General features: G+C 59.2%; 11 protein-coding genes. 4 read left to right on the top strand and 7 right to left on the bottom strand.

Annotated elements, in window-relative coordinates; translation table 11 throughout:
* The 5 genes from M3N55_RS13240 to M3N55_RS13220 all read right to left on the bottom strand — a co-directional run.
* A partial coding sequence (locus M3N55_RS13240) for an IlvD/Edd family dehydratase (protein WP_249059852.1) occupies nucleotides 1-1,612 on the bottom strand: 1,612 nt, incomplete at its 3' end.
* 59 nt (nucleotides 1,613-1,671) lie between these two features.
* Nucleotides 1,672-3,024: an alpha-glucosidase/alpha-galactosidase gene (melA, locus tag M3N55_RS13235; protein WP_249059850.1), complete on the bottom strand. Its 1,353-nt coding sequence runs from the start codon at nucleotides 3,022-3,024 to the stop codon at nucleotides 1,672-1,674.
* A 12-nt stretch (nucleotides 3,025-3,036) separates the two neighbouring features.
* Nucleotides 3,037-3,885: a carbohydrate ABC transporter permease gene (locus tag M3N55_RS13230; protein ID WP_249059849.1), complete on the bottom strand. Its 849-nt coding sequence runs from the start codon at nucleotides 3,883-3,885 to the stop codon at nucleotides 3,037-3,039.
* 3 nt (nucleotides 3,886-3,888) lie between these two features.
* On the bottom strand, nucleotides 3,889-4,800 hold the full coding sequence (locus tag M3N55_RS13225) for a carbohydrate ABC transporter permease (RefSeq protein ID WP_249059847.1): 912 nt from the start codon (nucleotides 4,798-4,800) through the stop codon (nucleotides 3,889-3,891).
* Between the two features lie 71 nt (nucleotides 4,801-4,871).
* Nucleotides 4,872-6,119, bottom strand: a complete 1,248-nt coding sequence (locus tag M3N55_RS13220; protein ID WP_249059846.1) for an ABC transporter substrate-binding protein — start codon at nucleotides 6,117-6,119, stop codon at nucleotides 4,872-4,874.
* 108 nt (nucleotides 6,120-6,227) lie between these two features.
* Here M3N55_RS13220 and M3N55_RS13215 point away from each other — a divergent pair, with 108 nt between their 5' ends.
* Nucleotides 6,228-7,025, top strand: coding sequence for an IclR family transcriptional regulator (locus M3N55_RS13215; RefSeq protein WP_249059843.1), 798 nt, complete (start codon nucleotides 6,228-6,230; stop codon nucleotides 7,023-7,025).
* Nucleotides 7,026-7,028: 3 nt separating this feature from the next.
* Nucleotides 7,029-8,084 (top strand): ABC transporter ATP-binding protein, encoded by a 1,056-nt coding sequence (locus M3N55_RS13210; RefSeq protein ID WP_249059841.1) that lies wholly within the window; start codon nucleotides 7,029-7,031, stop codon nucleotides 8,082-8,084.
* A 193-nt stretch (nucleotides 8,085-8,277) separates the two neighbouring features.
* Here the strand turns inward: M3N55_RS13210 and M3N55_RS13205 are convergent, their stop codons facing one another.
* Nucleotides 8,278-9,291, bottom strand: coding sequence for a LacI family DNA-binding transcriptional regulator (locus M3N55_RS13205; RefSeq protein WP_249059839.1), 1,014 nt, complete (start codon nucleotides 9,289-9,291; stop codon nucleotides 8,278-8,280).
* A gap of 86 nt (nucleotides 9,292-9,377) precedes the next feature.
* Between M3N55_RS13205 and M3N55_RS13200 the strand changes: the two genes are divergently transcribed.
* A complete protein-coding gene (locus tag M3N55_RS13200) occupies nucleotides 9,378-10,562 on the top strand; it encodes a phytanoyl-CoA dioxygenase family protein (protein WP_428982659.1) in 1,185 nt (394 codons plus the stop codon).
* 82 nt (nucleotides 10,563-10,644) lie between these two features.
* Nucleotides 10,645-10,839, top strand: coding sequence for a hypothetical protein (locus M3N55_RS13195; RefSeq protein ID WP_249059838.1), 195 nt, complete (start codon nucleotides 10,645-10,647; stop codon nucleotides 10,837-10,839).
* On the opposite strand, the gene iolG is transcribed toward M3N55_RS13195, so the two are convergent.
* Nucleotides 10,836-11,828 (bottom strand): inositol 2-dehydrogenase, encoded by a 993-nt coding sequence (iolG, locus tag M3N55_RS13190; protein WP_249059837.1) that lies wholly within the window; start codon nucleotides 11,826-11,828, stop codon nucleotides 10,836-10,838. The genes M3N55_RS13195 and iolG overlap by 4 nt on opposite strands.
* Nucleotide 11,829: the final 1 nt, after the last annotated feature.

Genomic DNA, 11,829 nt, shown 5'->3' with positions numbered 1-11,829 from the left:
TCGCATAGCCACGCGTGTAATGCGGCGGCTCTGGTGCCCAATTGGCGCGGCGCGCGGCCAGTTCGGCATCCTCCACCAGCAGGGTCAACTCGCCCCGGCTGGCCGACACGCGAATGCGGTCGCCGGTTTTGACCAAGGCCAAGGGGCCGCCTGCCTGCGCCTCTGGCGCGACATGCAGCACCACCGTGCCAAACGCCGTGCCCGACATGCGCGCATCAGACACGCGCACCATGTCGCGCACGCCCTGTTTGACCAGCTTCGCGGGGATCGGCATGTTGCCGACCTCTGGCATGCCCGGATAGCCCTTCGGCCCGCAGCCTTTCAGCACCAGAACGGTGTCAGGCGTCACGGGCAGGTCGTCGCGGTCGATCTCGGCTTTCAACTGCTCGATGCTCTCGAACACATAGGCCGGGCCTTCATGTTCCAGCAAAGCATCGGTCGCGGCAGAGGGTTTCACGATGGCCCCATCAGGCGCAAGATTGCCGCGCAACACGCGCAAGCCCGCCGCCGCTTTCACGGGGTTCGACAGCGGGCGGATCACGTCCTCGTTGAAGATCTCTGCCCCGTCCGAATAGGCGGAAATATCGCCACCCAGCACGGTTTTTGCAGGCCGCAGATGGTCGCGCAACTGCGCCAGCACGGCAGGCACGCCGCCCGCATAGGCGAAATCTTCCATCAGATATGTGCCCGATGGCATGCAGTTGACGAGCAGCGGAATGTCGCGACCCAACTCTATATCGGCCAGCGACAGCTCCACGCCCACACGCCCCGCAATCGCCAGCAGATGCACCACCGCATTGGTGGACCCGCCCACGGCGGCATTGGTCAGGATCGCATTCTCGAAAGCCGCGCGGGTCAGGATGTCTGATGGCTTCAGATCCTCGTCGACCATCTCGACAATGCGCCGCCCCGTGTGATGCGCCAGCGCCGTGCGCCGCGCATCGACCGCAGGCAAGGCCGCATTGGTGGGCAGCGCAAGCCCCATCGCCTCGACCAGTGACGCCATGGTGCTGGCCGTGCCCATGGTCATGCACACGCCCGCAGAGCGGGACATGCCCGATTCCGCCGCCATGAAATCTTGCAAGGTCATGTCGCCCGCGCGCACGGCTTCCGAGAATTTCCACACATCGGTGCCAGAGCCAATATCGCGCCCGCGCCATTTGCCGTTCAGCATCGGGCCAGAGCTGACCACGATGAATGGAATATCGACCGAGGCCGCCCCCATCACCTGCCCCGGCGTGGTCTTGTCGCAGCCGCCCAGCAGCACGACACCGTCAATGCCATAAGCGCGGATGCATTCTTCCACATCCATCGCCAGCAGGTTGCGAAACAGCATCGCGGTGGGCTTCATCTGGGTTTCGCCCAAGGATGTGACGGGAAATTCCACCGGAAAACCACCGGCTTCCCAAACCCCGCGCTTGACCGCTTCGGCCAGCACCCGCAACCCGCTATTACACGGCGTCAGTTCCGACCATGTGTTGCAGATGCCAATAATCGGGCGGCCATCGAACGCGTGATCGGGAAAGCCCTGGTTCTTCATCCATGAACGGTGGATGAAGCCGTCCTTGTCCAATTTGCCATACCAAGCGGCAGAGCGGCGCGGTGTCTTCATATCAGGCAGTGGTCCTTCAGGGCCGATGTTGAATTTGAGTATTTCAGGCAAGATGAAGGTCAGGCCGCGCGCTGCACGCGGCACCAGTCGGGCATCCAGTCGCCATGGGCGGCGAGCAGGTCATCGACCAGCGCGCGGATCAGGCGCAGGTCCAGCTCTGCGCTCGTGTGCGGGTCCAGATAGGCGGCGTGGTAGATGTGCTCGCGGTTCTGGTGCAGCAGCGCCTGCACGGTCAATTCCTGCACATTAAGGTTGGTGCGCATCAGCGCCACCAGATGCGGCGGCAGATCACTGACGACAGTGGGTTGCAACCCGTTGGCATCGACCAGCGTCGGCACCTCGACCGCGGCCCCATGGGGCAGTTGCGGGATGAAACCGTCATTGGCCACGTTGCCGTAGATGACAGATGGGGTGCCGGTGACGATGCTGTCCATGATGGTGGCGGCGTATTCATTCGAGGCTTGGTGTTCGATGCGGGGCGCGATTTTCAGCGCCTCGGCCTGCGCGCCCCATGCGGCGATCTGTTCTTCGCAGCGCTTGGGGTATTCATCCAGCGGGATGCGGAACTGCTCAACAAGGTCGGGGCGGTGCGACTTGATGAACCACGGGACATATTCGGCGAAATGCTCGGACGATTCCGTCACGAAATGCCCGAAATGCTGCATTACCTCGTAGCGCACAAGGTTGGGGCAGCGCGGGTTCCAATGGCTTTCAAGCGGGATGCGGCCTGCTTGGTAGCCCTCGCGGAGCGCCGGATAGAGGTCGCGCCAGCCGTTCCCATCACGCGCCTCTAGCGACAGGTAGAACGCCATATGGTTGATGCCTGCCGCCCGATAGCGCAGATCGCCCACGTCCAACCCCAAATCGCGCGCCAGCTCATAGGCCGTGCCCTGCACCGAGTGACACAGACCCACTTGGGCAATGTCGGGGTAGCGCGCGGTCAGCGCCCATGTGTTGATGGCCATGGGGTTGACGTAATTCATCAGCAGCGCGTTGGGGCAAAGCTGGCGCATATCTTCGGCCACGGCCCAGATATGCGGGACGGTGCGCAAGCCGCGCATGATACCGCCAATGCCCAGCGTATCGGCAATGGTCTGGCGCAGGCCATACGCTTTGGGAATGTCGAAATCCGTGACGGTGCAGGGTTTGTAACCACCGATCTGGAAGGCAAGGATCACGAAATCCGCGCCCTCCAGCGCCGCGCGGCGGTCGGTCGTGGCGCTGACGGTTGCGCCCGTGCCAAGCGAGGCCACAAGCTTGCGCGCCACAAGCGCGCTTTCGTCCAGCCGCGCGCGGTCGATATCCATCAGCGCAATATGGGCATCGGCCAGCGCAGGGCGCAGCAACGCATCGCCGATCAGGTTTTTCATGAAGACGGTCGATCCCGCCCCGATAAACGCAATCTTGGTCATTTGACGGTCCCGTTATTTTACGGCGCCGAGGGTCAGGCCCGCGATGAAATGTTTCTGCATGAGGAAGAACATCATCACCGGCGGAAGGGCGGCGATGATGCTACCCGCGCTCATCATGTGATAGGCGGCGCGGAATTGGCTGTTGAACGCGGTAATACCGGCAGTCACGGGCTGCGTGTCGACCCCTTGGGTCAAAACGACTGCCCAGAAATAATCATTCCAGATGAAGGTGAAAATCAGCACCGACAGCGCGGCGATGGCCGGACGCATCAGCGGCAACACGACATACCAGAAGATGCGGATTTCCGACACGCCTTCGACCCGCGCGGCCTCTATCAGCTCACGCGGTAGGGCTCGGATGAAATTGCGCATGAACAATGTGCAGAATCCGGTCTGGAACGCGATATGGAACAGGACCAGCCCCAAGCGGGTGTCATAGAGGCCCATGTCCAAAGTCAGTTCGCGGACCGGCACCATCAGAATTTGGAAGGGCACGAAATTGCCCGCGACGAACATGAAGAACAGCCAGATATTACCCTTGAAGCGATACACGCCCAAAGCGAAACCCGTCATGCAGGACAGCGCCACCGCGCCAATCACCGTTGGCACGGTGATGAAAACCGAGTTCAGAAGATAGCGCGGCATCGCGCTATCGGTGAACACGCGGGTGTAATTTTCGAACCCGGCAAAGCTGGAGGGCAACCCCCAAAGATTGCCTTGGGTAAAATCCGCATCGGGCTTGATGGAAAACAGCGCCACCATAAGAAGCGGCAGCAGCCACAGGATGAGCGCGAGCGGCAAAACTGCGGTGTAGGTGTTTTGCCACGCGCGCGAACGCTGTTGAACCGGAGTCGGGAACATTGCTTAACCCTCCCGCTCTTCGCGCCACATGCGCCATAAGAAAAAGGCGATGTAGATAAGCATGATAAGGAACAGAACAACAGCTATCGCTGCACCATAGCCCATGCGGAAACCGTATTCAGACAGACTGACTTCGAACATGTAATAGGCCAGCACCCGCGACGACCCGAACGGCCCGCCATTGGTCATGACCGAAATCATATCGAAGCTGCGCAAGGCGCCGATGACCGTGACCACCAAGGCGATAAACGTGGCTGGCCGCAGTTGTGGCAGGATGACATACCACAGCATTTTCCACCCTTTCGCGCCATCCAGCCTAGCTGCTTCGACCTGCTCTGGGTCCACCGCGTTCAGCCCGGTCAGATACAGGATCATGCAATAGGCGATCTGCGGCCATAGACCAGCGGCGATAATGCCATAGGTCACTGTGTTGGGGTTACCCAGCACATTCATCGGGCCAAGGCCGAACAGGTCCAGAATAGGGTTCAGCAACCCGATAGACGGGTTGTAGAACCACGCAAACACCAGGCCGACCACGACCTGAGAAATCACAAAGGGAAAGAAGAAGAGCGATTTATACAAACGCATGCCCCGAACCCGCTGGTTCAGGAACAACGCGATGAACAGCCCGCCAGGAATGGCCAAAAGATATAGGACAAGCCATTTTACGTTGTTTCTAAGCGAGGTGTAAAAGGCCGGATCGTCCAGCAACTGCTCGTAATTGGCCATGCCGATATAGCGGGCCTCGCCCAGCCCATCCCAGCGATACAGGCTGATGTTGAAGCTTTGGAAGATCGGGGCAATAACATAAAGCGCGAAGAACGCGATGCCGGGGGCCAGAAACAGCCATGGCGCCGCCCGCATCTGATTGCGGTGCCACCAGCTTTTGCCTTGAGGGTCAGTCTGTGCCGTCATGGTGGGGCTGCCTTCAATCGTGCCGGGGGCAAGGGCGGCACAGGGCCGCCCTTGCCAAAGTTACTTCTGGGTTACTCTGCGTTCAGGCGCTGGCGCACCTGTTCCAGACGGCCAAGGATCGCATCCAGATTGTCGGGCAGGACCATGAATTCCTGAAAGCCCTGCATGGCCGCAGAAGCCATCTCGGCCTCTGCATCACGGTCGAAGAATTGCGCAATGCCGCCGGTCGCGTTCGACAGCATCTCGAACCCGGCCTGAATGAACTTGTCATCGGCCACCGTTGCGTTGCTGTTGATCGGCAACTGTCCCAGCGTGTCGTTTACGATGGTCTGATTTTCCGCACTTGCCACATATAGCAGAAACGCGCGGGCATTGTCCTTATTCTGCGCCTGTGCCGGGATGGTCAGAATATCGGTCGGCGCGTCTTCAGCTTTCGGGATGCCGGGGGTGATTTCTGGGAACTGGTAGAATCCAAGCTGATCGTCGGTCAGCCCGGCCTCACGCATGGGGGCCACCACGAAATTGCCCATCAGGTAGGCCGCGGCTTCGCCATTGACCATGAAGGGCTGCGCTTCCTGCCAGCTATAAGCGGTGTGGTCGTCGATGAAGGCGCCCATATCCAGCAATTCGCGCCAGTTCGCGAAGGTCTCGCGCACGCGGTCATCCGTCCATTCCACCTCGCCCGCGGTCAGCGCCATGTGGAAATCATAGCCATGCGTGCGCAGGTTCAGGTAGTCGAACCAGCCGCCCGCCGTCCACAAAAAGCGCGTGCCGATGGTGTAGCACTTGCGCCCAGAATCGAGGATCGCCTGACAGTTGGCCTTCTCTTCGTCCCATGTGGTCGCAGGCGTCAGGCCCAGCTCGTTGTAGATATCCTGACGGAAATAGATACCCCACTGGTAGTAGCTATAAGGCACGCCCCATTGCTTGCCATCCAAGGTCAGCGCCGGACGGGTTGAAGCAAGCTCTTCGCCCATTGGACCGGCCCACAGGTCGGATACGTCCTCAAACAGGCCCGCTTCGACATAGGGGCGCATCCGGTTGCCGGCATACCAGCCGTTCACGTCGGGCGCATTGGCGGTCAAGTAGTTGCGGATCTGGGTTTTATTGGCTTCGCGGTCGATCAGCGTCAGCTCAATATTCAGATCGGGATTCATCTGCTGGAAGCGTTCGACCATACCTTCCATCGCGGCTTTGGGCGCGGGGTTCTGGTCGTTGAAGAAGATGCGCAGATCGCCGGTCAACTCGGCACTGGCGGTGCCCGCCAGCATGGTCGTCATGGCCAGCGAAGCGACCACGCCTTTGAAGATGGACTGCATGTTTTCCTCCCTTGCAGGTTCCAATATGTGAAACTTATTTTTATATATTGAAAAAGATGGCAGCGGTCGATAGCTTTTGTCAAGCAGTAGTTGCAGAGAGGGACGGAGATGAGCGGCGACGGAACCGTGGGCAAGGCGCTGGATGTGCTCGACCTTGTCGCGGGGTTTGGCCACCCCGCGCGCTTTTCGGACCTTCTGGCGCACAGCCCCTACCCAAAGGCGACGCTTTACCGGCTGCTGCAAACCTTGGTCACGCAACGGATGCTGGCTTTCAACCCGGACCGCAGCACCTATACGCTTGGCCTTAGACTGGTGCGGTTGGCCCATGCCGCATGGGACCAAAGCGCGCTTGCCCCAATCGCGCGCCCGCATCTCGATGTGCTGTCAGCCGAAGTGGGCGAAACCGTGCATCTGGCGCAGATGGACCATGCGCAAGTTCTCTATGTCGACAAACGCAATGCCCGCGACCCGATCCCTATGTATAGTCAGGCCGGCAAGGTTGGCCCGGCCTATTGCACCGGCGTCGGCAAGGCGATGCTGGCCTATCTCCCCGAGGCCAACCTGCCCGGCATCCTGTCGCAGCAAAGCTGGCACGCTTTCACCGCCAAGACCATCACCAGCGCTACCGCCATGATGCAGGAACTGACCTTGATCCGCGCGCGCGGCTTTGCCTTTGACGATGAAGAACACGAACCCGGTATCATCTGCGTGGCGGTTCCGATCCTGTCCACGGGTGGCGCGGTTCTGGGCGCGCTTTCAGTCACCTCGACCACCGCGCGGACCAATCTGGGCAAGCTGGCAGAGCTTGCCCCGCGCATTACCCAGATTGCCCGCACCATCGGGCAAGAAACCACAAATTGGCGCTTCCCAGAGGAAACCGCCCATCCCAACCGCGAGAGGGCCTGATCCATGTCCGGTGTCGAATTGTCGAATGTCATCAAGAAATACGGCGAAACGCAGGTCATCCATGGGGTGAACCTGTCCATCGAACCCGGCGAGTTCTGCGTCTTCGTCGGACCTTCAGGCTGCGGCAAATCCACATTGTTGCGCATGATCGCGGGACTGGAAGAAACCACCGGCGGTCAGATCCAGATCGGCCCACGAGACGTGACACGGTTGGACCCGTCGCAACGCGGTGTGGCGATGGTGTTCCAGACCTACGCCCTTTACCCGCATATGACTGTAGCCGAAAACATGGGGTTTGGCCTGAAAATGAACGGCCACCCCAAGGCAGAGATTACCGAAAAGGTTGCCCGCGCCAGCGCAATCCTGCGGCTGGACGAATATCTGAAACGCAAACCCAAGGCGTTGTCGGGCGGCCAGCGTCAGCGCGTTGCCATCGGGCGTGCTATCGTGCGCGGGCCGGATGTGTTCTTGTTCGACGAACCCTTGTCGAATCTGGATGCAGAATTGCGCGTGGAAATGAGGGTCGAAATCGCGCGGCTGCACCGCGAGATCGGCGCGACGATGATCTATGTCACCCACGATCAGGTCGAGGCGATGACGCTTGCTGACAAGATCGTCGTGTTGCGCGGCGGTCGCGTGGAACAGGTCGGCGCGCCGCTCGACCTGTATCGCGACCCCGACAACCTCTTCGTTGCGGGGTTCATCGGCTCGCCCGCGATGAACCTGTTACCCGCTACCCGAAGCGAAGGCGGGCTGTCTGTTCCAGCACTTGGCTCTGACACTTTGAAAATGCCAGTTCCCTCCCACCTACCTGAAAAGCTGGTTGCCGGGCTGCGACCGCAAGATATTGAGATTGTCGAAGGCGACACGCACACGGTCGAGATTACCGAAGCGCTGGGTGGTGTCTCCTTCATTCATTGTGCCGCACCAGGCCAACCGAAACTGGTCATTGAAGCGCGCGGGACGCATATTGAACGCCCCGGTGCTCGAGTGGGCCTCAAGCCGTCGGCGCAGGCAGTCTTCCTGTTCGACGCCAAAACAGAGCGGCGCATCAGGTAAAACACTGCAACAGGCGGCTGCGTCACCAGTCTCTGCGCAAACGGCCTCCTCGACCCTGTTGCACGCGTTCCCTGCAACGCCGATGCCACCGATGCTTTGGCCCGCTATTGGGGATCGTCTAGCCTAACATCTACGGCAAAAGGACATCACATCTCCGACCAGCGCTAACAAGGTTGCCCTGCGCCCTTTACAATTATAAATTGTAGGGCGTGATGATATTGATAGCGCTTGACCCTTTGGCCTCACCAGATATTTCGGCATACATAGGGTCGCAAGCCATTGAAAACAAATGTAACAAGTCTTGTGACAGATCATGCGTCAGGACATAATTGATCGTCCCTTGCGCAAGTAAGTAACGGTTTTCACGGTCAAGATCATGCGCAACATAAACGGTAGGCTGAAGCCTGTGTTCAGCCAGTTTTCTCAAGATGGTCGAATTCCCACCTCCCATTGAGTAAACTGCCGTCACCTCCCTGCAATCAGATAATAACGCATCAAGTGCTTTGCCGGTTGCAGCGGTCATACCTGCGCCCCCGCTTGCGTTGATGAACCGCGTTTGCGGGCGTAGCGCGGTGATCTGGTCACGAAATGCCACAAACCGTTCCGATTCACCTCTGAAACTGTCTTGGCTGCGCGAAGTTAAAATGGTCGCCGGCTGCTTGTGTAAGCTTTGGGTTATCAAATAGGCCGCGATGCGCCCCGCTTTGGCATTATCCAAGCCAAAATAGCCTTTGCGCACACTCCCCGGCAGATCGGTGACAAGCGTGAAAACCGGAATATTGGCATTTGCCAACGTCTCGATCATGTCGCGAATTGCGGGAGTGTCGCGCAGTTTCAAACATATCCCATCACTGCCCCGCTTTTTCAGTCGGGACAACGCGCTTAGAGTTTCAGCTTCGGACATGACCTCATGAAACTGAAAGCGCACCCGGATTGCGGCTGTCGGAAAGGATCTTAGCGCCGTTTCCGCCGCAAGCCGGATTTCACGCGAAAAGCGCGTGGGCGCTTCGGCCAGCACGTCTATAAAAACCCGCCTGCCGCGCGCAGCCAGTTGCGCTTCTTGCGCTGTCAACTCTTGCACGGCCATTTCAACCCGCTTGCGGGTTTGCGGGCTGACATTGGGCCGATTGTTCAGCACACGATCGACTGTGGCGGTTCCAAGCCCCGCCTGCCGCGCGATTTCCTTGATCGGGAAGCGATGTGTCATTGATGTATTTCTGATGTGAAAAAGACGAAAAAGAAAGGAATTTCGCCACTAGGCTTCGTGATATTGAAGTCTTGGAGGATACCACTGTGACACTTGACATGCCCTTGCCCCATACCGGCTTTTACGACGAAGATAGCTGCGATCTGGCGGAGTTTGCGTCCCTCACCAGCCAGAATGTTGATCTTGATACGGTTCCCCATGCCAAGCAGGTTCTGCGAAACGTCCCTGTCTATGACATGGCACAGTTGTCGACCATGCTGGGGGAACAGACCAGTCGGCGCATCCTGATGGCGGAATGGGCGCGCGTCTTGCACAAAGGGGCCGGGGTGTTCGTGTTGAAACAGGCCTGCCCTGACCATGATGCGATTGATGCCGCCACGCAATCCTATGAGCAGGTGATCGCGCAGGAACGTGCAGCAGGGGGCGCGGCCGCCGATCACTTCGCGGCTGCGGGCAGCAATGACCGTATCTGGAATTCCTTGCAGAAACTGGCGCTGAAATCCCCGGCGACCTTCATTCGCTATTTTGCCAGCCCGGCAATTGATGCTGCCTGCGAAGCATGGCTGGGGCCGAACTATCAAATGACCGCACAAGTCAATCTGGTGCATCCCGGCGGGCAGGCCCAACAGGCGCATCGGGATTATCATCTGGGCTTTCAATCTGCCGACATCAGTGCAAGCTATCCGGCCAATGTGCACCATCTTTCGCCCCTGATGACCCTGCAAGGCGGGATCGCGCATTGTGACATACCCGTCGCCTCTGGGCCGACCAAGCTTTTGCCGTTTTCTCAGCTCTATAAGCCCGGCTATGCAGCATGGCGCCGCGATGATTTCAGAGCACATTTTGAAGCGCATCACGTCCAGCTACCGCTTGAAAAGGGAGACGCGATTTTCTTCAATCCCGCCCTGTTTCATGCTGCGGGAGCCAACAAAAGTGCTGACATTCACCGCATGGTGAACCTGCTGCAAGTATCCTCCGCCTTTGGGCGCGCCATGGAAACTGTTGACCGCGCTGCCATCTGCAAAATGGTCTTTCCCGCCCTGCGCGAGCAGGTCGCGTCTGGCCAAATGTCGGGGGATCGTCTGGAAGCGGTGCTGGGCTCTACCGCAGAAGGGTATTCATTCCCGACCAACCTTGACCGCGATCCACCCGTGGGTGGGCTGGCCCCACAAACCCAAAAAGCGATCCTGCGCAAGGCTGTGATGGACGGCTGGTCAGAACAGGCGCTTTCCGAGGCGCTGGACGCATTGGCCGCACGGCAAATGGCATAAAGCCGCAATGCGGCGACATGCTCTTGTTCGGATCGTGACAATTTGCGAAGCTTGGCATCAGTCTGAAAAAAGAACAGTCGCAATGCGCCTTATCGACACGGCCCATCCATTCTATCGCCCGAAATGGCGCCGCTACCTTCTGGTAGCGGTGCCGTTTGTCTGGGCAAGTGTCGAGTGGAGTTTCGGAAACCCGATCTGGGCTTACCTATCGGCTGCGATTGGCGGTTTTCTGGCTTGGCATCTGGTGCTCAACTGGCGCCCAGACAGCACAGATTAATCAACCAAATCAACAGGCTGACCGCTTTCGCGAGATAAGGTGGCAGCGTCGGCCATGGTCTGCGCCCGTAGCCCGTCAAGGATACCGGGGTAAGTATCTGCCCCGCCCATTACTGCGGCCACAAAAGCCCTCATTTCCGACAGATAGGCGGCCTCGTAGCGTTCCAGAAAGAAATGCTGCGCAGGGTCGCGCCGAAACCCGGACTTGGTGGCAATTTCGACAGTGCTTTCAAGCTGGTTTTCAGCACGCAGCATGCCGTCTTGGCCATGCACCTCTATCCTTTGGTCATAGCCATAAGAAGCCCTGCGGGAATTCGATATCTGGCAGATGCGCCCGCTTGCCGTGGTCAGGATAACGGCCGCCGTGTCCACATCACCCGCAGCCCCAATCGCAGGATCGACCAACGCGCTGCCCACCGCGTGCAGCCGGATAAATTCTTCACCCATCAGAAACCGGGCCATGTCGAAATCATGTATCATCATGTCCCGGAACAGCCCGCCCGAGCGTTCGATATAAGACACCGGCGGCGGCGAAGGGTCGCGCGACGTGATGGTCACAAGTTCCACCGCGCCGATATCCCCGGCCCTGATCCGCGCCCGCAAGCTTTCAAAATTCGGGTCAAACCGACGGTTGAAACCAGTCATGAAGGGCACGCCCGCGGCATTGACCGCCGTCATGCAGGCGCGAATATTGTCCACCGACATATCGACGGGCTTCTCGCAAAAGATCGCCTTGCCGTGCTTGGCCGCGCCGATGATCTGGTCAAAATGGCTGTCCGTCGGTGTGCCAATGATGACCGCATCGATATCCGGGGCCGACAGGATTGCCGCAACATCGCGCGCTTCTGCGCCACTCGTGTCGGCCAGCGCCTGTGCCGCAGCGGGCACAGCATCCGCCACCGCCACCACCTGCGCGCCATCCAACGCCTTTACGCTGCGCGCATGCACCTGCCCGATACGCCCACAGCCCAGTAGACCAATTCTCAGCATC

Source organism: Roseinatronobacter domitianus (assembly GCF_023336755.1).
GTDB lineage: Bacteria > Pseudomonadota > Alphaproteobacteria > Rhodobacterales > Rhodobacteraceae > Roseinatronobacter > Roseinatronobacter domitianus.
Note: the sequence above shows the minus strand (reverse complement) of the source record. Positions and strands in the feature narration are given on the sequence as shown.

Coding starts and splice junctions, on each gene's coding strand:
- M3N55_RS13225 (WP_249059847.1), bottom strand. CDS start 4,800: ATGACGGCACAGACTGACCCTCAAGGCAAAAGCTGGTGGCACCGCAAT.
- melA (WP_249059850.1), bottom strand. CDS start 3,024: ATGACCAAGATTGCGTTTATCGGGGCGGGATCGACCGTCTTCATGAAA.
- iolG (WP_249059837.1), bottom strand. CDS start 11,828: ATGCTGAGAATTGGTCTACTGGGCTGTGGGCGTATCGGGCAGGTGCAT.
- M3N55_RS13205 (WP_249059839.1), bottom strand. CDS start 9,291: ATGACACATCGCTTCCCGATCAAGGAAATCGCGCGGCAGGCGGGGCTT.
- M3N55_RS13220 (WP_249059846.1), bottom strand. CDS start 6,119: ATGCAGTCCATCTTCAAAGGCGTGGTCGCTTCGCTGGCCATGACGACC.
- M3N55_RS13230 (WP_249059849.1), bottom strand. CDS start 3,885: ATGTTCCCGACTCCGGTTCAACAGCGTTCGCGCGCGTGGCAAAACACC.
- M3N55_RS13215 (WP_249059843.1), top strand. CDS start 6,228: ATGAGCGGCGACGGAACCGTGGGCAAGGCGCTGGATGTGCTCGACCTT.
- M3N55_RS13195 (WP_249059838.1), top strand. CDS start 10,645: ATGCGCCTTATCGACACGGCCCATCCATTCTATCGCCCGAAATGGCGC.
- M3N55_RS13210 (WP_249059841.1), top strand. CDS start 7,029: ATGTCCGGTGTCGAATTGTCGAATGTCATCAAGAAATACGGCGAAACG.